Consider the following 24939-nt stretch of genomic DNA (forward strand, 5'->3'; position numbering starts at 1 on the left):
TGCTCTGTTGCAAGCAACGCGCAAGGTCAAGTGTCAACTGACTGTAGCGGCCATGATTTGGCACGGTTATTCGTCAGTTGGCGGCACCCAAAGGTCATCATTGCCCGATCCTGTAACTGGCTCGTCAATCACTGGCTCAAAGCCAATTTCAGGCGCGTTGCGCAATTCGATGAGATCAAGCTCCAGACCGAAGCCCGAGGTGGCATCACCATTGCCCTGTTCATTCTCATCGACCTCTTCTTCAATCACATCGCGCTGCACAATTTGCGGCTGCACATCATCGTTGCCCGTTGGAGGCGGCGGCGGCGGTGGCGGCGGCGGTGGCGGTGGCGGCGGTGGCGGCGGTGGCGGTGGCGGCGGTGGTGGCGACGGCGGTGGCGGTGGCGGCGGTGGTGGTGGCGGCGGTGGCGGTGGCGGCGGTGGTGGTGGCGGCGGTGGCGGTGGCGGTGGTGGTGGCGGTGGCGGTGGTGGCGTTGTCGCAGTACAGGTCGCGGGATCGGCAATTACGCAGCCATTAATGGTTGAACCCGGATCCAGTGTCGGCGTGCCACCACCAGAGGTAATCGTTGTAGCTGCAATGGCGTCAATGCCGGTAATCTCATTGCCATTGGCGTCGACCAGAAGGCCGTTAATGGCAATCACGCTATCGGGCTGAGTGATATCAATGGTCAGGCTACCCGCGGTAAAGCCGCGGCGATCATCAAAATCGGTGCCTGCAGCACTGTTCTGAATAGCCAGCAGGGAATCAGCATTGAACGACAGATCACCGGTGCGGAAGAACCCGGCGGCGTTATCAACCCCGTCATTATTGGCTAGCCGTGCATCCACTCCTGCGGCATCAAGGCCTGCAATATCGGTGAAAGCTGCATCGGTGACTGCCAGAATTTGCGACGCGGTGATACCGATAGCGCCGGTGAACCCGGCATTGGGCTGGAGCAACTGGATCGTACCCGTCGCGGCATTCAGGCGGAACTGTCCGCCGACGTCAAAGAACAGAGCATTGCCTGCCGTGGCATTGTCCGCGCTGACCAGCCCTTCGACGAGCAACAGGTCGCCGGCTTCAAAGAAGACCGAGCCATCAACGCCGATATTTCCATCCTGCGGTGTGCCAGACCCAAAGGCCACATTGATCGACAGATCACGCACAATCATATCGCCATCGGGCCGCGAATTGGCGGGCGAGACAAAAGCGATGTCACCAGCTGAGAAAACACGGGTAAACTCGTCATTATCGAGCACATAGCCGGTGCCACCCGTGCCGCCGATCAGCATCGCCTGATCACTGGTGTTGGTGAATTCTATAAAGCTGGTGCGATCGGAACGGCCAAGCTGGCCACTGGTGCCAATGGCGATATCGGACGATGTCAGCAATATCTCCAAGCCCGAAGCAAGCGCATCCACATTGATGCTGCCCCCGGCATCAAGGATCAACTGATTCTGCGCTTCAACATCATTGCCGATATTGACATCAGTACCCGCTATGATGCTGATATCACCAGGTCCAGGCGAACCGGTGACGACCGTCTGGAATGGTGTGATGTTGCCCTGATTGGATGTCGATCCTGCACCAGCCGCAAGCGCACCCGCTGTTACCGATCCGGTCTCGCTGATCAGCGTGATGTCGCCGACGGAGGTGCCATCCAACAAGCTAAGATCGCCCACCGCGGTCAAATCAATATCGCCATTGCTGGCGCTGGCGCTGTTGATTACCAGATCGCCCAGAGCGTTGACCAATATGGCCTCACCGTCCAGCGTCGCGGGGCCGCCAACCGCAAGGTCAGTGGTTACCTCAACCCCGCCATTATCCGCCTGCATCAACAGCTCGCCGCCAATATCGGCGGTGTCAAAGATAACACCGGTATCACCGACAAAATTGCCGCCGCCCGCAACCACAACATCGTCAATGGTGATGGTGCCATTCGCCGTCAGATCGGCAGAGCCTGCATCAAGCGACTGTGCAGTAATATCGAGCGCGGAATCTAGTAGGACAGAACCTAGCGCGGATGCCGCTTCAAGGGTAATAATCTCGGCGCTGATGCTGACATTATTGCCAGCATCTAGAGTGCCAAGGTCGACTAGACCGCCCGCATTGAGAGTGATGTTGTCGGCTACGCCTGCATTGTCGGCCGTTGTCAGGTCACCGCCGCTGATATCCCCGCCAGCATCAAGAGAGATCGCCCCGCCGCTGGTGCCAATGCTATCAAAGCCGATGGCGTTACCGGCATCTAAAGAGACAGCCCCGCCTGCCTGCAGCGTTGCCAAGGCGATGTTGCCAGTCGCTTGAAGATCAACCGCGCCACTGCCATTCACGATAGCTTCTGTGAAAGTAATGTCGCCGTTAAGTGCCTCAAGGCTTAGGCCATTGCTGTTGGTTGTTCCCAAGGCAATTGAACCGGCTGAAATTGTCGTTGCGAAGTCATTGTTCAACGCGCCAATAGTGGTAAGGCCGTCCAATGTCAGCGTGGTCGAGCCATTGGTATTAATGCCTGCAGCATCAAGGCTATCGCCCGTGATTGTCAGGAAGTCGCCTGATGTCACATTGCCGAGAGTGATCGCCCCTGTCGCGGTTACGCGAATCGTATCAGCGACACCGCTGGTTGTAGCGGACATGAGATCGCCGCCAGTAATGGCCTGACCGGCATCTAAAGTGATGCCAAACAGGCTGGTACTGATCGCGTCAAAATTGATATCGCCGCCGGCATTAATGGTAACGCCACTGCCGCTTTCGAGTGTCGTCAGCGTAACGTTATCAGTGGCGTCAAAATTTGCGCTGCCGCTGCCAGTATCAATGGCACCGGTCGCCACAATATCACCGTTAAGCGCGTCAATCGTCAGACCATTGCTATTCGCTGACCCAAGAGCAACCGAAGCTGCCGTGATTGTCGTAGCCGAGCTATTGTCCAATGCACCAATATCAACGGTACCGTCCAAAAGCAGCGTAGTTGTGCCATTGGTGGTGATAGTTGCAGCATCAAGGCTTTCGCCGGTGACGCTAAGGAAGTCGCCAGAGGTGATATTGCCAACGGCTATAAATCCTCCGGCAGCCAGATTTATTGTATCGGCGACTCCGCTCGTCGTCGCCGTTGTAATATCTCCGCCGTTGATATCCTGGCCCGCGTCCAAGCTGACGCCAAACAGACTGCTGTTTATATCGGTAAAGCTGATGTCGCTACCAGCATTGATCGTAACGCCGCCACCGCTTTGCAGCCGCGTCAGAGCAACGTTATCGGTGGCGTCAAAAACAGCACTGCCAGTGCCGCTATTGATTACGCCGGTTGCCACGATGTCGCCGTTAAGCGCGTCAAGATCGAGCCCATTGGTGTTAGCCGTTCCCAAAGCAATCGATCCAGCGGTAATCGTCGTTGAGGTGCTATTCGTCACGGTGCCAATGTTCGCAACACTGTCGACCGTAAGCGTTGTCGAACCATTGGTATTGATGCTTGCGGCATCAAGGCTTTCGCCAGTGATAGTCAGGAAGTCGCCTGAAGTGACATCGCCAAGCGTAATCGCGCCTGCCGCTGTTACGTTGATTGTATCCGTGACGCCGCTGGTAGTCGCCGACATGAGGTCGCCACCATTAATCGCCTGACCAGCATCCAGCGTGATGCCAAACAGGGTCGTGCTGATCGCGTCGAAACCGATATTGCCACCAGCATTAATCGTCACGCCTGCGCCGCTGTCCAGCATGGCAAGCGTTACATCACCCGTTGCGTCAAGATCGACCGCGCCATTGACTGCGCTAATGTCAGCCGCTGTCACATCGCCTGCTGTGGCATTCATCGTGACGCCGCCATTGGTCGAAGTTGCATTGCCAACAGCGACATTCTGCGCCGTCAGGCTGAGAGCATCGCCGGATGTCAGATTATTGAGCGCGATATTCGCGGCATCGCTGATGAAGATGCCGCCATCGGCGAACCAGTCACCGGTGCCGGTGACATCATCATTACCAGCTTGGATAGTGATATCGCCGAAAGACGACAGGTTATTGGCAGTGACGAACGATCCACTGGTGATATCGATCTGTTCACCACCCGCCGTATCGACAAACACATCGCTGCCATCAATGGTGACAAAGCCGCCTTGAGCGTCAACAATGCTGACACTGCCGCCGAAAACATCGATGGTATCGGCAAAGATGTCGCCAATGTCGACGAGGCTGCTGCCAGTAATCGTAAAGTCGCCACCGCCGGCGCCACCGATAAACACTGAATCTGCATCAATGGCTGCTGTCGCTGCATCTACCCGAAGCGCATCAAAGGTGCCGAAAGCAAAGGCCGAAAGGTCACCGGCATCGAGCTGGTTGCCGAGAATTTCGCCAGCTTCCAGCGACATGAAATTGCCGGCGAAGAGTTCATTGAAATCTATCAGGCCCGCAGCGATGACACTCATGCTGTCATTGGCGGAAACGAGGCCCAGCAGTGCATCGCCTGCATCAATGCTGACATTCTGGGCGGTAGAGCTGCTGTCCACGCGCACCGTGCCCGGTGCAAAGAGATTGATATCCGTGCCCGGAACAGTGATCGATCCGAAGATCAGATCGCCACCAGCCTCATAATTCACATTGCCTGCGCCCACAGTCAGGGCACCCACCGACATGCTACCGTCTACGCTGTAAAAGTCTTCCAGCGCGCCACCGATATCGGCTGCTGTGGTCAGCTCACCCCCGGCGCTGATGCTGGCTGCCTCAATGTCAGTTCCAACGGTAATGCCAACATCATTGGCACTGGTAATGTCGCCACTGCCCAGCAGGCTGCCGGTTGCGGCAATTATCTGAAGCGAAGGCGCACTGAGATTGGCATCTCCGAGAAGGTTTATATCGCCTTCAACACTCTCGATCAGCAAATCGGTGCTGGCGAGATAGTTATTGGTCTCGCCATCTGCGCCAAGCGTGATATCGCGCCGCGCCGTCATCAGAATAGAGGTCGCGGTCATATTGCCGCCCTCCATGATGATCTCGATCGGGACGCCGTTCTGACCAATGCTGACGATGTTATCGGCGGTCACCGTGCCAAGACAGGCTATGCCTTCCAGACAAGGCGCTATGAGCAGGCCATCGTCGTTAGAGAGGGTAACGCCGTTTGGCGGTGCATCAAGGATGTCGGCACGGATCGATCCGCCGCGGAGTTCGCCACCAAAGCCATCAATGGCATTGGCGCTCATCGTCACAGCAAACTCATTGGCGTCAATAACGCCGCGATTAACGATAGAAGAAATTGGCGTGAGCCGCGCTGGAGTCAGACTGGGAAGTAGGCCGCCTGCATCCAGTACGAGATTATTCTCGGTCAAAAAGGGTGCGGTGGGGTCAGCATTTACGACCGGTCTCAGCGCCGCCCATATTGTGGCACCGTCATTAATAATAATATCATCGCCCGTTACAACTTCGATGCCATTGTCCGACATGACATTGGCACCCGACTGGAATATGGCGTTGCCGCCAGCAGAAACATTAACGAAACCAGTAGAAAACACGGTTCCCGTTATCTCGGCATTGAAGCCTGGATCGAAAAGTGCAGTCAGATCGGCGGGGTCACGACCGGCCAACACCGTAACCCCTGTGTCTATGCGCAGGCCAAGCGTTATCAGCGTTGCCAAAGGCGGTCCGCTAACCAAAGCGTCGCCCAGCATAGCATTCTGAGCTGCTAACAGTTGAATATCGGTTATTGCGCGCAAATCATTGGCAAAGGCATTGCCATCGGCACGAATGATGAGGTTCGGACCAGCGTTTATGATCGAATCCGGCATGGCATCAAAATCGCCCTGCGCCGTCGCGTCAAAATCCCCGACAACATCAATGGAAATCGTCTGCGCGCCATTGTTGATATGGCTGACCAAGATGTTCTGACCGGAATTGAGGGTGGCATTTCCGGTCACCGTCATCTGGCCTGTGCCGTCAAAGTCGTAATTGATATCACCAGCAACATTGACGTTCAGATCACCGGCAATCGCCATCGCGCCGCTAGTGCCGGTGACGAAGAAACCGCTTGTTGCCCCCAATAGACCGGTTCCCGTGACATCCAGTGAAGCAATGTTGATCAGGCCAGCAGGGTCAATCGAGGTGTCGGACAGCTCGAAACGACCGGCTAACCCATTATTGCCACTCAGATTTACCGTGGTTGCGCCCAGGGTGATGATACCGGGACTGCCTTCTTCTGCCGAAATTCTGGCACTACCGGCATTGCCCATACCGTCTATGCCTGAACCGCCCGCAGAGGTGCCCCCAGCTCCGCCAGTAGCCTCTGCCACAAAAGCGACATCGTCTGCGGTGATGGTGCCACCCTGCGCGCGCAACAGGAGCGAGCCACCGCTGGCCTCACCACCATCGCCGCCGGTGCCAGATGCACCACCTGAAGCATATCCGCCAATCCCACCCGTGCCGCCAATGCCATTGGAACGCAGAGTAATATTGCTGGTGCTTATCGTGCCGCCATCCGCGAACAGCGTTTGCGACCCGCCGGTGCCATAACCGCCACTGCCGCCAGCACCCCCGCTTGATCCCATATACCCGGCTGACGCACCAGCCCCGCCGCTACCGCCTGTTCCTGTGGTCAACAGGTCCAAGGTGTCGGCATTATTGGCTATATTGCCGCCACTTCGCGCGACAAGCGCAATATTGCCGCCTATGGCATTGCCGCCACCGCCGCCGGCGCCGCCAGAGTTATAATCTCCTGCATTGTCGACTTCGCCCCCCGCGCCGCCCACGCCAGTGCTGGAAATGGTAAAGCTGGAATTGATGGCTATGTTGCCGCCATTGTCAGCGATAAGCTGGCTGGTGCCGCCGGTCGCATTGCCACCGGTACCGCCATTGCCTGTATCGACGTTAAAGCCGCCATAGCCACCCGTAGCCCCAGCGCCCCCGGTCGCGTTGGATTCCAGTTCGATGAAATCAAGGCCGATGCTGCCATTACCGCCAGTTACCTGCAGCGTTGCGGTGCCGCCTGTAGCATTGCCGCCAGCGCCGCCATCGCCGCTGAAGCTGTCGACAAAGCCGCCATTGCCTCCTGTGGCATTGGCGCGAATGACGGGGTCATCGAGATCAACCAGAACATTGTTGATATTCAGCGCTGCAGCGCCACCAACAGCATCGCCGCCACGGCCACTGTTGAGACCAGCGCCGCCTTCTCCGCCTGTAGCACTGGCATCGACAACATATACCGGATTGGTGAGATCTGTCTGATTGAGATTGATAATCGCGGTGCCGCCCGTCCCGGTTCCGCCATCACCGCCATCATCACGTGAATCACCGGTGGTGAGGCCAATATTGCTACCGCCTTGGCCGCCATTTCCGATGGCCTCAACGGTCAGCGTAGAGAAGTTCAAGGTACCGGAGGTGTTATTGAAGACCGATGTTCCGCCGGTGCCGTTGCCGCCAGCCCCTGCGGGGCCTCCATTTGTGCCCGACCCGTTATCAATACCGGTATCGCCGCCCTCGCCGCCAAAGCCGGCGGTGCTGATAATGACATCTGTAGCGTTGATTGTTGCAGTACCTTCGAGATTAAAGGTCGCACTACCGCCAATACCTTGGCCACCATCGCCGCCACTGACACCCTCTCCGAAACCACCTGCGGAGCCGTTCACAAATCCGAAGAACGAACTGTTACCGGTGGCAGATATCGACAATGTATTATCTATATTCAGGCTACCTGAAATAGCATTGAAGGTTGCACTACCACCGATGCCGACGCCGCCATTACCTCCCGCTTGGTTTGTAGCGAAATCACCCCGTCCACCACTGCCGCCTATACCGGTAACGGATATGTCCAAATCTTGCACTGAAGCATTGGCACCATCGAGATTGAACGTGACCTCACCGCCCGTCCCGGCACCGCCATCGCCAACCATATTCGGCGTTCCAGTGAAAAAGTCGACGGCTCCTCCACCGTCGCCGCCAAAGCCGCTGGCGCTCAGATCGATTCTATTGGCTGTAAAGATACCGCCAAGAAGATCAAAGGTAACATTACCACCGGTTCCTAAACCACCATTACCGATAGCAGGACTTCCCCCGCCCTCAACATCAACAAATAAGGTGCCATCACTGTTGGCAAAAACATCGGCGAGACTCATCACACCTGCAGCGCCATCAACCGAGAAGCTGATATTGCCGCCGATACCCTCTCCAACAACGTCCTCAAAACCTGCTACACCGCCTTGGCCTGCGGCATCTATGAACAAGCTATTGGTAAAGCGTACTTCGCCATTATCGGCTTCGATCAGAACATCGCCGCCACGCGCAATTCCGTTATTGAACCCATCACCAGAACGCGCACTTGTATCAATGGAATTGAAGCCAGTAGATACAATTGATCCTCCGCCGATAGCCCGCAGCGCAATATCACCGCCATTGGCTATAACCCCGTCCTCGTCCAGACTGTTCAAATCCAAACCATCTGTCACTATGTCGCCGCCATCGGCGAGAATCTCAATATTGCTGCCCGACCCAGCAAAGAAAAGCGTATCACCAACAGTGAATACCCCGCCATTGCTGACGCTGATGCCCGTATTCACGCCTCCCTCGACAGGGATCCCGTTATCGAGCGACACAGTATTTGCCAGAGACAGAAAACCACCAACTGTGAAAGGTGCATTCTGGATATCGATCACGATGCTACCTGAAGTGACATTACGTTCTTCAATGTCCGAAGGTCCACCAAATGCTTGCGTACGGATGCTAGCGCCACCAACTATATTATGCGTACCGCCAGTAACATTGAGGGCGATGCTGCCTGCCGAAGCATTTGGCAGAACAATATTATTGCCTGTGATAACATCAGCGGATGCATTGGCAGTCAGTCCAAAGCCAAATCCAGGTCTGGTCACGCTGAGTTGTCCGCCCAATAGGTCAAGCGTGATTGAACCAGCAAAAGCGTCCGCGCCCACTGTCGGTGCAACACCCCCGGTAGGCAAACTGGATAGATTGGCATTTGCCGAGAGTGACAGTTGGTTGACATCAATGTCCGCGTTGTCCCCATTGATCAACAAGTTGACGGTACCACCCGTCGCGATGCCCGCAGAGTCAGAGGTTCTACCAGCATCTGCATCAGCCGATAGCTCAAACACCCCACCAACTTCCAACAGAGCAACATCTGTTACCGAGACTGAGATTTCGCCCGCTGTAGCATCTTCGCCAGCCACTCCTGTGACATCAGCGATCAATCCGGCAGCACCGACATCCACCCGGAAATCGCCACCTACTCGCAAGATGCCACCATCGGCAGTACCCTGTACGTCAATATTGACGATGCCGCCTTGCGTACCGGCACCGGCATCGACGATCAGGTCTCCCGCGACGTCCACAAACTCATTCTCAGCGATCAGAAAATCGACGCGCTCACCCGCCATAAGCGTTACATCAGCGTCGCTGGAAAACCCTGAAGAGCCCTGATCGATAAGGGAGATAGAGTCACTGGCGGTAACGGTAAGGTCATTGGAAAAACTGGCATCGCGAAAAGCGATATTTGTCGCAATATCATTCACCGGTTGATCGGCAATTGTGATAGTCGGATCCTGTGAGGAGAAAGCAGCCGGGACAACAGAGACATTGCGACCCGCACTCAGGATGATCTCGCCATTCTCCTGGACCAGCCCCGTTGCCGCAGTATAGCCAACGCTGCCACCGACAAGCATTGTAATGGCTTCGTTCTTCGGCACCGTCACCATATAGATCGCCTGCGGATCAGGAACGCGTTGCGTCCCAGCAGACCGATCAGCAGGTGTCGGCGTTTCAGCAGGACCAGTGGTTGTGCCAGTATGAACAATGCCGTTATCATCGCCCGTTCCCACCGCAACAGAGATATCGAACAGTCCGCTATTGATGGTCAAATCAGCCTGTTCCGCTGCCACATAAGCAACCGAACCATTGACATCGACAGTACCACCCTGAACCACACGTGGCGCGACCATGGCGACATAGCTGCCCTGATTGAGCGCTTCTATCTGGGCACCATCCTGAATCACCACCGCAGATACGCTGTCCGCCGCACCCCGGAAGCGGATATTGTTGGTCGGTCCGAAAAGACCGCCAGTGGTGTCAATATCATTCGTCGTCAGAAGAAGGCTGCCGACATCGAAAACCGATGATGCTCCGGCTATGATCCCGCCTGGGCTATAGAACCAGATATTACCGCCTGTCGGGCCATTGAATAAGCCCGAGGTCGCATCAGTGCTGGTTCCGAGAAAGCTACTGACCGTACCTTCGAAACTGACTGCGCGGATATCCCCATTGGCATCGACATTGGGCAATATCCGGTTGAGCACGGTATAGCCGGTATCCGGGCCACCAAATTGTAACTGCCTCCCCTGAGGCAGAATATTGATGGCGTCGGTCGTATCCAAAAACAGCGCCGTATCCAGCGGTGTCCAATTAATAATGGTTTCCGCACTGGTGATGGTAACCAGATCGGTCCCGACAATATTGCTGCCGCTATATGTAGCACCGCCCAGCACAACCGCCTCTGTGGCCTGAAATGCCCGCACAGGATCAGCTGCTGGTGCTACCACTATAGGCTCGACAACGCGTTGTGGCGTAATCGCCGAGCTTAGCGGCGGGTTGGCCATAGTGCTGCTGATCGCAATCGTTTGCTCACCACGGGTGAGCGAACTGCGAGCGCCACGAATGACAATATCCTCAACGCCGTTTATCGGCCCATCATGCCCTGATATGCCGAGCATCGGCAGCGTGCCTTCACCGCGAATGCGGATGGTATCGACGCCAGCAACCCCGCTACTGCGCCCCGGAAAACTGACCGTCGGCATATGCGGACGATTTTCCACCCGCATCACAGGCATAGTGGGGCGGTTATAGCCTTGGTCCGGTATCGAAGGCAAAGCAGGTCTTGCAGGAGGAGCAGCGGTAGCAGGGACGGAAGGGGTTACGGGCTGCGGGACGGAGGGAATTGTTGCTGTTCTGGGTTGCGGCTGAAGCATAACCCGCGATGGCAGTGGATAATTCTGCACCATCAGGTCAGTATTGCCATAACCGCCGCCCGGCATGGTCTGGGCCGTGGCCGGGGATGACAGGCTGAGCGCCAGTGCCGCCGCAAAAGCAGAGCAGCTTGTCAGCAATCGGCGTCGTGCGCCATGTGCCTTGCCATAAGCTGAAATACTCTGGTCAGAGCCTGCCAAGTGAATACCCATTATCCTGTCCCTCATTCCTCAACCTCTGTATCGGCTGCGCGCCTCACTCACCGCCAGTTCCACGGCGCCAGTTGCACCGAGAGCGTAAACAGGAAGCGCACATCGCCTGTATTTGTCTGAAATCCCGCCGCATTGAGCGGCACCGCGACCAGCGTATCCAGCGTCACCGTGTTGCGGATATTGGCGCGCAGCCCGGCACCGATCGAATACAGCTCTTGCGGGTCGATACCGTTAAATGCGGCATCTTCATTCCACACCCATGCCGCGTCAAAGAACGCATAAGGCTGGAACGCCGAGGCCTTGGGGCCATCGGGAATCAGCGAGCCATAGGCCAGTTCATTGCGCACACCGACACCGCTATCGCCAATGATCACACCCGGATCAAAGCCGCGACCAACGGTGAAGTTACCGCCGGAAAACTCTTCATAAGCGAGCAGCGGGTCGGGCGCATATTGCACCCGCGGTGCAACGGTCAGCAGCACATCTGGCGTAAACCGATAATCAAAACGCGCATCGCCACGGAAGACAAATTGCGTGCCATCAGCTTCAATCCGGCTGGGGGGTATGACCCCGCCAAAGATACAATTGGCCAGATTGACGCCGCAGCCCTCCGTTGCGCCGAAAATATCCAGGCCCTGCCGCACTTCGAGACCAGCAAGGAAAGACCATTTGGGTTCCGCCGCCGAATAGCCATCACGACCGGTGATGCTCGGCAGCGAAGTCTGGCCATAGTTCAGCCGGGCATAGAGAACACTCAGCGTATCGCGTGACAATGCTCCAGCACCGAAATCGACATCCTGGTCGATATATTCAAAGCCCAGCGTGCCCGACAGATTCTGTGCCTGGCTGCGGATGAACGGATAGCGCATATCCAGATTGGCAACCAGCGTTTCAGAGTCGAGCAGGCCATTGGCACCAACGCTCGGCTCGCTCCAGCTATAGGTAAAATCGCCGCCGATGGTGAAACCTTCGCCACCCAGCGTCATGCGGTGCGCCAGTTGCAGCACATGCTGCTCATCAAAATCAAGCGTGGAAAAGGCGCTGATGATTGTCTGGTCACCAAGTCCGGTAAGGCCGTTCAAACGCATCCGCGCCAACCCGCCGAAACGCCCCACTTCGCGGCTGCCGAGATTTTGTATCGCAATGTCGGCGAAGACCGCATTGCGCACCACCGAAAACTCGCCAATCACCTCGCCAGGACCGGCATTGGCGGGGCGCAATGCGAGCCGAACATCCAGCCCCGGAATATCGCGCATCAGCAGCAGATAGCGCTCGGCTTCCTCAATATTGAAAACCGGCTGATTGCTGAGCTTGTCGATATAGCGCGACAGCAATCTTTCCGATGTGCCGGCATCGCCACGGATCTCCACCCGTGTCATCCGCGCCACCAGCAGATCGAGTGTGACAACGCCTTCCGAGATAGACTGAGGCGGGACCTGAACAGCAGCGAGATAGCCCTGCCGACGCAATATAGTGGCGGCACGGTCCCGGATTTCGCAGATTATAGCGACCGAGTTTTCCTGCCCGACATAGGACGCAAAACTCTCTGACAGCAAAGAGCGATCAATAGCCTCAGGACCCTCGAAGCGCACATCGTTCAGCGTAAAGCGGGCCTCAGCGAATTCGGGCGCAGCCAAGGGACAAGGTGCCCGCTCAAATTCGGTATCGACGCTGATCGCCCGGCTGTCTCTGGGTGGTTCGCGATCATTAATGCCGCGCTGAATCTCTTCGCGCGTCACACCGCCGGGAACACCCTGGGCAAAAGCAGGCGAATACAACATCGTCAATGACAGCAGCGCCGCAGCCCAGAACAGCGTCCAACGGTTTGTCATGTCTCTGCTCATACTCCCCCCTCAATTCATCTCAGCGCGACCAGCCGAACTAACGGAATGCGATGATTGCGCGCCCTCAAAGCGGCTCAGCTTCCCCCGCTGCCCCGGTATTCTCGCTGGTCTGCAAAGTATCGACCAACAGGTCGAGCTGCTGCTGACAGCCGCGTGCGATCAGTTCTGAAGCGGTGTCATCGGCATCTTCCGGCACCGTCTCCATCAATCGCAGGGTGATTTGTGCAGGCTCGGCATCGCCAGCCATGGCCAGCGTGTAGATACCACCATCCGCTATGGGCATCTTATCCATCGGCCAGCGCTTCAACGCACTGCCGCGCCGCCATTCAATCGGCGTTGCCCCTGCACCCGATGCGTCGGAAAGCGTAGCGGATTGCGTCGCCGCAATATCGCTGCGCCACAGCACCGTACCAGCGGGATCGGCAATGCAATAAGTGCCGGGACGGCTGACATCGACGAACCACAGATTGGGACTGCGTGGCGCGGTATTGGCTTCACCAGCGGCTGCGGTGCCGGTGCTGCGCACCGCTCCGGTGCGGGCGCGGGTATTGCTGCGCGTGCGCAGCAATGTGCGCATACTGCTCGTGGTCGATGCGCTGGCCACACGCTGATTAAGCGATATGGTGCGCGGTCCGCGCAAAACGCGTGTTCCGCCCTTGTCGAGAACGGTGATGACATCGCCACTTTTCAGCGTAAGCCGCGCATTGCTGGGCAGCTTCTTGCCAGCCGGATATTGACTGGCGGAAGGCCCGGTGGAACGGACAACGACCGATTGCGCCATCGCTGGTGCGGTCAATATGGTTACACCTCCAACCAGCAGCGCAGCACCAAGCGCTGCCCTGCCCGCCTTATTCATTTTGCTCCTGGCTTTATCCCAGAACATAGCTTTCTCCTTTTCCGGTCGCCTGCAATCGCTGTTTCAGATTGCTCAGGGCATTATCTTCGCTCCATTTCGCGACAATGTCTGTGAGCCGTGACACAGCATCGCCATCGCCTTTGGCATGGGCGGTGACGATATTCGCCAGAACCGCGCGTTCCTGCGGTTCCCATTCGGGTACAGGCTCATAAACTTCTACGGGTGTAGACCGTCCGCGCAGGGTGATCGTGCCCATGGGACGATACCAGTCCAGGCCAGAGCGTTCGGCTGCCTCACGGCTAACCAATACTGTGGTGTCCAGCGCCTTGTTTGCTGCTTCCAGCCGGGCAGCGGTGTTCATGCTGTCGCCAAAAGCGGTATATTGGATCCGCCCCTCACCGCCAAAATTGCCGACAATTGCTTCGCCAAAATGCATACCGACCCGGGTGCGGCCAATGGGTGGTGTGCCGGGCGGCGCTGACTTGCGAAATGCCTCGCCCGCCTCATACATAGCATAGGCGGCGCGCGCCGCCCGTTCGCCGTCATCGGCATAGGAAATCGGCGCGCCCCAGAATGCGACAACGGCATCACCGACAAATTTGTCGAGCGTACCGCCATATTCCAGCACCACTGCGGCCAGCCGGTCGAGATAATCATTGAGCAATTGCGCCACCATTTCCGGCTCAATCGCATGGCTGAGCTTGGTGAAGCCCTCTAAATCGGTAAAGACGCAGAAAATCTCCCGCTTCTCGCCATGCAGCGCCAGCTTTTCCGGGTCTTTCAATATTTCCGAAGCGACCGATTTGGGCAGATATTTGCCCAAAGCGCCCTGGGCAAAAGCGCGCTGTTTCGACCCGATCACACGTGCCGAAGCGCTTACTGAAGCATAGGTCATCAACCAGCCGATTGCCCAGCCAAAAGATGGCAGGCCCAGCGTGTGAACGTTCATCGATTCCAGCCAGAAAGGCAGCGCCACCAGCAGCGCCAGTTGAAAGATCAGCAGCAGCGCAATGACCCAGGCGCGGGCGTTGACCAGTGCGGTCAATGCGCCTGCGATAACCACCAGCAATGCCGCCAGCCAGAGAACCCAACCCGGTATTGTCGCCGGTTTGGCATTGTCGAGAAGTTGCGCCAGCATGTGTGCATGCACTTCCAGCCCGATCATCGTCGTCACGCCCGTGACCGGATCGCCGGTGCGGGTGAACGGCGTATCAAACTGGTCAAAGTCGACAAAGTCACCGCCAATGAGGACATGCCGTCCGGCGATCTGGTCAGCGAGAAACTCCGCCGTCGCCGGATCGGCAAACAGGTCTATCGGGAATTTGGCAAAGACCGGACGATCCACGGCTTCGGGGGCGCGGAAGATGATCGGCCCGCGATAGCTGTCAAAACCACGCGCTTCACCCGCGAGGGCGATAGAGAAGAAGGGTGGTAACTCCGCAGGCTGTTCTGGCCAGCGGCGGACGACATTATCGCTATCGGTCTCCAGCCTGATACTGGTGGGTACGCTGTTCCCGGTTGCTGCCTCGGCGAGATAGGCTTCGAGAAATTCCTGCTGCTCAAAGCGGATCGCCTCGGCATTGGTATCGACCGAAGCATAGGCAATATGCGTCGGCGTGTGCATGGTCTGGAAGGTTTCCTGCAGCAGCGGATCATCGTCCTGCGGCTGGTCGAAAAGGATATCAATGCCGATGGATTTCGGCTGCATGGCATCAATATTCTGGAGTGCCTTGGCCAATATTGTGCGGTCCACCGGCGAACGCTGACCGGTATCGCGTAGGGTTTGGTCGGTATAGACCACCATGACGATACGCTCATCCTGCGGCACCCGCGGAGCGAAATTGGCGGCGCGAATGTCGTACAGCGCACTCTCGGCATCGCGGAGCAGCGGGATATCCCAGGCAAAACGCGCGATCAGCATGGCCAGCGCCAAAAAGATAATGGTCGCCAACAGCCTTATCGGACCGAGCTGTGAAAGCAGCTGACGCGCCGTGCGGTCAACCGTGCTCGCCTGATTGGCAGAAGGGGGGGCAGATTGCGAAGCCACTTAATCCCCCAGAGGTTCTTTCCGGGAAAGCTGGGCGGTTGCGCTATCAGCGCGCAATGTCCGCGCACCATCGCCAATCACCGCAAAACCGGCCCAATAATAGGGATGCGAGGTCAGCGGGTCGTTCATTAATGGCTTTTGCGCCTCGGCCAGCGCCGCCCAGATGGTGCGGTTCTCGCCCTTTTCGAACAGCCCGGTGATCAGCCGCGATGTCGCATCAAAATCATCCGGCGCAGGCCAATGACTGGCCATAACCGAGCGCCCACCCGCGCCAACAAAGGCGCGTACAAGCCCATCCAACGAACCGCCACCGCCCGTCATCAGACCTGCCTCACGCGTTGCCGCGACGGTCGCTCTACCGGCAGTATCGCAAGCGGAGAGGATCACCAGATCAGCATCCAGCCGAAGGTCGAAAATCTCGCGGAAGGTCAGAAGGCCATCGGAATTCTGTTCACCAAACGACGTCAGCAGTGCTGGTCGCGCCGGACATTCAGCGCGCGGGGCGGTTACCAGACCGTGCGTAGCAAAATGCAGAATGCGGAAATCATCGAGATCATCGCGCGATTTGATCGCGCTGTCATTAAAGGCTGCGCCGGTAAGTATTTCCGATTGCGACTGACCAACTAGCGAGCGCACCGAGAGCAATTCCGCAGCAGAAATAGGCTTATTCCATTCGGCCAGAGGCCAAGCGCAATTGCCTGCATTATCAGCGCCTATAGTGCGGACACTGCTGATATTCGCCTTGTTGAAGACGGCGGCATTCTCGCCCATGCCGAGATATTGCTGGCGCGCATTGGAGGCCGGTGCGCCGCGGGCATCGACAAAGGCCCGTGCCGAAACGGCGGTGCTGATCGCGGTGTCACGCGCAAGCCAGTTTACGTCGCTAACATCGAACGGATCACCATCAATTGACTCTGAGCGCTCAGTAAATCGCGCGACCGAGGCGTCATCGGTGACCAACAGATCGATCGGCAGGCGCAGTAGCGCGCCATCGGGCTCAAAGATCAGGTGATCCAACCCTCGCAACTGGCTATCCACCGGGCCAAAGAGATCGCTGTAGAGTGAGCGGGCCGTGGCAACATCATAGGGCGTCGTCAGATATTGCCGCGTTGCCGGATCAAATTGCGAGATCGTATCGCGGAGCGCATCGACACGCTGATCCATTTCATTGGCAGACAAAGACGCGCGCCAGGCGCGGCTTATCTGGCCGTCAGTGAAGAAGATATAGACCTTGTCCGAAGCCACCGAGACACGGGTAAAGCCTTCACCTGGCTGCATCACACTGAACAATTCGTCCAGCCCCAATTGCCGTGTCGCCAGTGCGGTATATTGCGGATAGGCGGAGAGGCTGACCAAGATTTCCTGCTGCGCTGATTCAAGCCGTTCAATCTCCGATGCCAGCCGCTCGCGCCGCTCTGCAACACCCCTTTGCCCGTCGGCTTCGCCGAGTGCGGAAAACTCGATCCGCAAGCGCTCAATTGAGCGGCCAATATTGGTCGACTGGCGGAAAAGCCGCGCCGCCTCATCATCACCGGTGCTGAGTTCGCGTGACAGGATAGCCTGAGTCTCGGCAACACCGGGACGAACCAGTATCTGTGTTGCCTCGAAAAACTCCTGCACATCGGCATCGCTAGGATTGCCGTCGCCGACCAACAGATCAAAATAGGGCGAAAGCTGGTTGGCAAAGCCGCTCAGCGCATTGCGCCGGTTGAGTGAGTTTTCGACGACCTCGCGATAGATCGTCCGCGCCTGATCGGTCTGGTCGCGGCGCATATAGTAAGCCGCCAGTCGCGCCTTGGCGGCGCTTAATGCCCGTGTTTCAGGATATTGCGTCGCCAAAAGCGTTATCGCTTGGCTGTAAAAATTCTCTGCCTCGGCAAAATTACCCTGATTTTCCGCAATCACGCCCAGTTCTGTGAGGATCTGCGTGCGCAATCGGATAATCGAGACAACCCGCCCCTCGCGCACACTGACCGCTTCGGCAAGCGCCAAAATCAGGCCTTCGCGAGCAATATCGGGCTGGCCCGAAAGCCGCTGCGCCGTCGCGACCAGATGCCGTGCCTGGGCATCGATAATGATCGCGCGCTCCTCGGGCGTCAGTTTCAGATCATCGACATAGCCCAAAATATCGCCAAAATCGGTATCACGATTGATCCGCGCGGCAATCGGCCGGGTAATCTCTCCCTTGGAACGCAGCACTTCCGCACTGTCGACAATCGCAGCGATAGGCTGGTTCAGCCTATTGATGGCGGCACCATATTTGCGCTGATTAATCAGATGGATGGCTTCAAAATTGCGACGTAGGCGCGCCTGAACCGGATCATCAGTAGGTATCTGCTGTGCCTCGGTAAAAAGAGCATCGGCCTCGGCAAAATCGCCGAGATTGGATTTCTGTAGGGCGCGGTTGATCAGGAATTCGCCGGGTTCAATCCCCTCTTCCTCGCCCGTGAGCCGCTGCTCCAACGTCTCAAAGAAGGCCGCGGCATCGGCATAGTCGCCCTTGTTGTTACGACGATAGCCCTCGGCCAGCGCCTGATCGGGTTCGAGTGTCAGTGCCTGCACCCGGGCAAAGGCTTCGGTATCGCCCAGCGATGTGGTGACGACGCGAATGTCACCTTCCACCAGCTTGTCGGTCATCACCGATTCCAGCGCCAGATTGAGCGCGTCGCCATAGGCGGTGAAGCCTTCGGCAACATAGTGCACCTTGCCGGTTTCGCGGCTGATAATGGTGTAGGGCAAATTGCCCTCGCGCCACACACATGCCTCGCTGCTGTCGCATGTCACATTATCCGCCCGCCGTGCCGTCAGACGCGAGCGGACATCGCCTGCACTCTCGCGCAGCGCAAAAACATAGCCAATGGGTTTAGCCGAGTCGCGGCAGACAATTGCCCAACTGCGGTCAAAAGGGGAGATATTGGCCGGATCAAGCGAACGGCTCTGTGCCTGACACAACGTATCACCGCCGGTTCCGATGGGGAAACTATCTCTCAGACTGACAGGCCGATCCTGACCATTGGCCGGGCTGGTGGCCATGATAGCACCCAAGGCCAAGGCCTGCACAGCCTTGCAATAAGAACTGTCCTTCAAAGATATGGCTGACCGAATTTTTTTCGGTGCGCAGAATGACTCTGGCGCAACCAGACGGTCGCACAAATGGCGCCAATCATTTAGCATCGCATACCCCTCACGGCGCGCGGAGAATGCGATCAATTGCATCCCCTACACGTCTCATTATGCGACCCAGAAATGCTCCTCCCAGAGCATCGACTTCAGCTTATGAAACAGAATTCACAACTGTTATAGTATGTAACAGACATCGAGGAAAGGCGCGATGCGGTAAGTCACAATTGTCGCAAATTGGGGCAAAAATTTACGCTATGAGAGGATCAAAGCTCTGCAAAACCGCGGAATTGCAATGCCTCATCGATCGGCGCACGCGGTACCGGAAAGCGGTTAACGGGTGCATCCGGGTCACGATAACCAATCGCCATGCCGCAAAAAAAGATGTGATCTTCTGGCAGCTTAAGTGTTTCGCGAATCTCCTTGCCATAAACCGACCAGGCTTCTTGCGGACAGCTATCGAGACCAGCTTCTACCAACAGCAGCATCAATGATTGCAACCACATGCCCATATCGGACCATTGCGGTGGTCCCATATTCTTCGGGGTATGGACAAACAGGCAGACCGGGGCGTCAAAGGCCTGAAAATTACGCGTCATCTGCATCATCCGGCCCATCTTGTTCTCGCGCGGGATTTCCAGACTGTCATACATCGCCTCACCCAGCGCGAAACGACGGGTGCGATAGGGTTCCTGAAGACCTTTTGGATAGATTTCATATTCCGGTGACTGTCCGTCTGGCCCCTGGGGCAATTTTGCGGCCACGACGCTTTTAAGCTCGTCGAGCGGCTCGCCGGTCAGCACCACGGCATGCCATGGCTGAAGATTACCACCCGAAGGGGAGTATTGCGCCGTCTCCATCGCAGTCCGCAAGACCTCCAACTCAACCGGCTTATCGAGGAAATGGCGGATAGACCGGCGGGTGCGCACAGCTTCAGTTACGTTCATGAAAAATCCTTAGTTTCGGGGATCGGGGGCGTAATCAGCTTGTGGTATCGCCAGCCTCTGTAGTTTCTGCCACCGCCGGACATGACCCGGGCTTGGGGGCTACACGCCAGATAATGCCGGTGACATCATCTGTGACCAGCAGTGCGCCGGTCGCATCAATCTCCACCATGGTCGGCCGCCCGCGTGCATCGCCGCCATCGGTGAGGAAACCGGTCAGAATATCCACCGGCAGCGCTTCAGTCGGTTCGCCATCGTCGGCAAAGGCGACATAGACGACATCATAGCCAGCCGCAGGCTTGCGGTTCCACGAGCCATGACGGGCAATAAAAGCGCCCTTGGCAAAATCGCCACAAAAAGCCGATTCATGCGAGAATACGACACCCAGCGGCGCAACATGTGCGCCCAAGGCATAATCAGGCTTGCGGATATAATCCGACAGGTCCCGAAGCAGCGGCTCTTCCACCCGTGTGTCCTGATAACCGCCATAATAATAATGCGGCCAGCCAAATTGGGTGCCCAGGCCAACTTCGGCAAGATAATCCGGCACCAGATCGGGACCAAGCATATCGCGTTCATTCACCACGGTCCAAAGCGCGTCTGTCTCTGGATGAATATCCATGCCTACCGGATTGCGCAGACCCGAGGCATATTCGCGCAACTCATTATCCAGATCGAGCTGGATCTCCAGGATCGCCGCGCGCTGCGTCTCGGTGTCCATGCCGTTTTCGCCAATATTGCTGTTGGAGCCGACAGCAACGAACAGGCTCGTACCATCCGCCGAGGCAATCAAGTTGCGGGTCCAGTGATTATTCGGCTTGGAATCATTGAGATCAGCGATCTTCTCACCCTTTGCGGTGATCTTGGTATCGCCCTCGCTATAGGGAAAAGCCAGCACCGCATCGGTATTGGCGACGTATAACGTATCGCCTATCAATGCCATGCCAAAGGGCGAGTTCAGTCCTTCGAGGAAAACGCTTTTCTGTTCGGCAATGCCATCACCATCCGCATCACGCAGCAGGCTGATACGGTTGGCCGAAGCTGATCCAGCTCCGGCGCGGGCAATCAGATTGCGAAAGACCCAGCCTTCAATACCTGTATTTTCTCTTGGCGGGCTATTGGTCTCGGCGACGAGAATATCGCCATTGGGAAGGCGGTACATCTGCCGCGGATGGTCCAACCCCTCGGCAAAGCGCGAAACAGTAAGATCATCGGCAACGATCGGTGACTCATCATCGCCCCAGCCAGTAATTTCAGCAATTTTGATTGTCGGAAAACTCTCGCTGCGCGGGTCTGAAATCTCGGGATTGGGGCCGCTTAGCTGTTCGATGGTATATTCTGCTGTCTGGCCGCTCAACAAGACATAGGCGGCTATCGCCAAAATCGCGACCACCAGTCCTATGAAAATCAGGCTGTTTCTTACCCATGCACGCATATGCTTCCCCTGACAGGCACAGATGCCTGCTGTTGCTATTATTATGACTCTGTCAGCAAGCTATATCGCCAGCAAGGAAAGCTGTCACGCCCCAGCGATAGTTACGACTTTCCAGCCGATATAGCCGAAATAGCATAGCAGCAGCAGCATGCCCTCGCGGCGGAAGATGCTGTAATGCGTGGCCGCGCAGAGGATCATCAAGATTGCCGACATCATCAGGATGGGCAGATCAGGGGTTATCAGCGCATCCGGGAAACCCTTGGGCGAAAGAATAGCCACGGTACCGCCAATGCCAAGGATGTTATAGATGTTGGAGCCCATGACATTGCCGACGGCAATTTCACCCTGATTGCGCCAGGCGGCCACCAGCGAGGTTACCAATTCGGGCGCAGAGGTGCCCATAGCAATCACAGTGATGCCAATCAGTGTTTCGCTGAGTCCGAATGCACCGGCAATCGCTACCGCCTGTTCCACCAGCAGCGAACCACCGGTCAGGATCATACCCAGCCCGACCAGCAATATGATGATGGCGGAAGCCATGGGGTAATTATAGTAAAGGGCGGCGAGACCTGTGGTTTCCGGTTCGATGGCAATTTCGCGTGCGTCGTCGGTAACATCGTCCAGCGCTTCGGCAGGCCCCTCCCCGACACCGCGTGATCCGGCATGGGCAATACCGGCATCACCCGCTGCCGTCGCGCCACTCGCACGCTTCTCCTGGATCACCGCATAGGTCAGATAGCTGATCAGCAAAGCTACCATGGCGATGCCCCAGCCGCGCCCGATATTGCCGTCCGACGCCAATATCCACAGCATCAAAGTCGCCACCAGCACCAGCCCACCATCGCGCCACAAGGGTGCCCTCGTTACTGCCAATCGTCCTACCGTTGCGGTCGCGCCGAGGATCAACAGGCTATTGGCGAGGTTGGAACCGATCACATTGCCCCAGGCAATGCCGGGAGAGCCGATACGGCTGGCCTCTATACTCGCTGCAAGCTCCGGCGCCGAGGTGCCGAAGCCGATAATCACGATGCTGACAATCAACGGGCTGACCCCAAGGCGATCCGCCAGTCGCACGGCGCCACGCACCAGCAATTCGCCGCCACCTATCAGCAGCGCCAGCCCGACAATCAGCAGAAGAACGGTAATCACCATTGCGCACGGCCCTTAGCAGTCCAAGGGCGGATGGCAATGAGATTTAGGTGATTGTGAGGAGACGTTACGGCCTCGACACAGAAATGACGGTTATCGAAGCAGCTTTGCCATTGGCAGAACCATTTTTGCCATTGTCATAACATCAATCTAGGTACAAATCTGACGTAAAGTATCAAATGAAACCGATTGGGGAGTAGATTATGAAAAAGCTGTTTGGTGCCGCATCTGTGCTGGCTCTGGCTGTTTCTGGTATCACCGCCGCGCAGGCGGCACATGACGAAGATGGTGACAATCACAACCATATGCTGCTGGTAGCGGAAGAAGACGCCGCTGCAAATAACGGCATCACCACCACAGCGCGCGACTATTGGGGCGATTGGGGTGTCGACACCACATTGGTGAAAGACAGCGTGCACCCCGGCGATGACTTCTTCATGCATGTTAACGGTAAATGGGTCGATACGTTTGAAATCCCTGCCGATCGCTCGCGCTATGGCGGCTTTACCCTATTGGCCGAGAAGTCCGAGCAGCGCGTGCGCAAGATCATTGAGGAACTTGCCGCCGAGCAACCCGACCCGGCAACACTCGAAGGCAAGATTGCCGCTTATTACAATAGTTATATGGATGTGGATGCCATCAATGCTGCTGGCCTAGCGCCTGTGCAGCAGCATATGGACGCCATTCTTGCCATCCAGAACCGCGAGGACCTGGCCAAGGCCTTTGCCATGACCGGGTTGTCTGCGCCCATGGGTGGTTGGGTCGATGTCGATAGCAAAAAGACCGACGAATATACCTTTTATGTCAACCAGTCGGGCCTCGGCCTGCCGGATCGTAGCTATTATCTCGACGATACCGAGCGCAATCTGGAACTGCGCACTGCCTATAAGGAATATCTGACCTTCCTGCTGGGGAAAGCCGGATATGAAGACCCGGCGGCAGCGGCGGAATCGGTTTACGGTCTCGAGCGGCAGATTGCCGAACAGCATTGGGACCGTGCATTGGGTCGTAATCGCGACCTCACCTACAACAAGGTCAGCCGCGCAGAATTGATCGCAATGGCTGATGGCTTTCCGGTCGAAACCTTTATGACCGAATTGGGCATTGGTGATCATGATGGTTTCGTCATTCGCCAATTGACGCCGACGGCCGAAGAAGTTGAAGCAAACAGCCTGACTCCAGAACAGCTTTCAAAACTGGGCGCAGGTATTCCGGGCCTTTTCAAGCTGGCCAATGAAGCGCCTCTGGCAACATGGCAAGCCTATCTCAAGGCGCATCTCCTCTCCGATGCGGCTTCGGTTCTGCCCAGCGACATCGATGAAGCCCGCTTTAATTTCTACGGCAAGAAGCTCAGCGGCGCAAAAGAGCAACGTGCCCGCTGGAAACGCGCCGTCAGCGCTGTCGAAGGCGCTCTGGGCGAAGGCGTCGGCAAAGTCTATGCCGCGCGCTATTTCCCTCCGGAGAACAAGGCCGCGATGGACGAGCTGGTCGAAAATCTGCGCAAGGCAATGGCCGCCAATCTGGATGATATCAGCTGGATGAGCGATGAAACCAAAGTCGCGGCGCGGGACAAGCTGGCCAAGTTTACGCCCAAAATCGGCTATACCGAGAAGTTCGAGACCTATGATGATCTCGAAGTGACCCCCGGTGATGCTTTTGCCAACACAATGGCCGCCGGCAAATGGGGATTGGAAGACATGCTGTCCAAGCTCGGTCAGCCGATAGACAAGACCGAGTGGTTTATGCTGCCACAGACAGTGAATGCCTATTATTCGCCCAACCGCAACGAGATTGTTTTCCCGGCGGCTATCCTGCAACCACCCTTCTTCAACCTCTCGGCAGATCCTGCGGTCAACTATGGCGCGATTGGCGGCGTGATCGGCCATGAAATGGGCCATGGCTTTGACGATCAGGGTGCGAAGTCCGATGGTGATGGCACATTGCGCAACTGGTGGACCGAGGAAGACCTAAGCAATTTCAAACAGCTGACCAGCGCACTCGTCGCCCAGTATAACAAGCTGTGCCCGCTCGATGATGGCGAAACCTGCGTCAACGGACAGCTCACCCTGGGCGAGAATATCGGTGATCTGGGCGGCCTTTCCATGGCCTATCGCGCCTATAAGCTGTCGCTCAATGGTGAGGAAGCACCGGTGATTGACGGCCTGACCGGCGATCAGCGCTTCTTCATGGCCTGGGCGCAGGTCTGGCGTAACAAATCGCGCGAGGAATATCTTCGCCGTCAGCTCAAGACTGATCCACACTCGCCAGCGGATTTCCGTGTCAACGGCATCGTACGGAATTTTGATGAATGGTATAAAGCGTTCAATGTGACTGAAGACCATGAACTCTATCTGCCACCCGAAGAGCGCATCCGCATCTGGTAATACTCCCTCCCCTAGCCCCTCCCGCAAGCG

Annotated in this window: 9 protein-coding genes; 1 reads left to right on the top strand and 8 read right to left on the bottom strand. The window is 56.9% G+C overall.

Annotated features, from left to right (window positions below; all coding sequences use genetic code 11):
• Nucleotides 1–66: 66 nt before the first annotated feature.
• From RB602_RS12880 to RB602_RS12915, 8 genes are all read right to left on the bottom strand, one after another.
• A complete protein-coding gene (locus RB602_RS12880) occupies nucleotides 67–11130 on the bottom strand; it encodes a beta strand repeat-containing protein (protein ID WP_317081013.1) in 11064 nt (3687 codons plus the stop codon).
• Nucleotides 11131–11177: 47 nt separating this feature from the next.
• On the bottom strand, nucleotides 11178–12962 hold the full coding sequence (locus tag RB602_RS12885) for a ShlB/FhaC/HecB family hemolysin secretion/activation protein (protein ID WP_317081015.1): 1785 nt from the start codon (nucleotides 12960–12962) through the stop codon (nucleotides 11178–11180).
• A gap of 76 nt (nucleotides 12963–13038) precedes the next feature.
• Nucleotides 13039–13857: a hypothetical protein gene (locus tag RB602_RS12890; protein WP_317081017.1), complete on the bottom strand. Its 819-nt coding sequence runs from the start codon at nucleotides 13855–13857 to the stop codon at nucleotides 13039–13041.
• Nucleotides 13844–15877: an adenylate/guanylate cyclase domain-containing protein gene (locus RB602_RS12895; protein ID WP_317081020.1), complete on the bottom strand. Its 2034-nt coding sequence runs from the start codon at nucleotides 15875–15877 to the stop codon at nucleotides 13844–13846. The genes RB602_RS12890 and RB602_RS12895 overlap by 14 nt, the downstream gene beginning before the upstream one ends.
• Nucleotides 15878–18910: a CHAT domain-containing protein gene (locus tag RB602_RS12900; RefSeq protein WP_317081022.1), complete on the bottom strand. Its 3033-nt coding sequence runs from the start codon at nucleotides 18908–18910 to the stop codon at nucleotides 15878–15880. It lies immediately after the preceding gene.
• Nucleotides 18911–19263: 353 nt separating this feature from the next.
• Nucleotides 19264–19944, bottom strand: coding sequence for a nitroreductase (locus tag RB602_RS12905; RefSeq protein ID WP_317081024.1), 681 nt, complete (start codon nucleotides 19942–19944; stop codon nucleotides 19264–19266).
• A 34-nt stretch (nucleotides 19945–19978) separates the two neighbouring features.
• Entirely contained in the window at nucleotides 19979–21376 is a 1398-nt protein-coding gene (locus RB602_RS12910; protein ID WP_317081026.1) for a PQQ-dependent sugar dehydrogenase, read from the bottom strand.
• A gap of 84 nt (nucleotides 21377–21460) precedes the next feature.
• Nucleotides 21461–22528, bottom strand: a complete 1068-nt coding sequence (locus RB602_RS12915) for a calcium/sodium antiporter (RefSeq protein WP_317081028.1) — start codon at nucleotides 22526–22528, stop codon at nucleotides 21461–21463.
• Nucleotides 22529–22728: 200 nt separating this feature from the next.
• Here RB602_RS12915 and RB602_RS12920 point away from each other — a divergent pair, with 200 nt between their 5' ends.
• On the top strand, nucleotides 22729–24909 hold the full coding sequence (locus tag RB602_RS12920) for a M13 family metallopeptidase (protein ID WP_317081030.1): 2181 nt from the start codon (nucleotides 22729–22731) through the stop codon (nucleotides 24907–24909).
• The last annotated feature ends 30 nt before the right edge of the window (nucleotides 24910–24939 follow it).

The organism is Parasphingorhabdus sp. SCSIO 66989 (assembly GCF_032852305.1).
Lineage (GTDB): Bacteria > Pseudomonadota > Alphaproteobacteria > Sphingomonadales > Sphingomonadaceae > Alterisphingorhabdus > Alterisphingorhabdus coralli.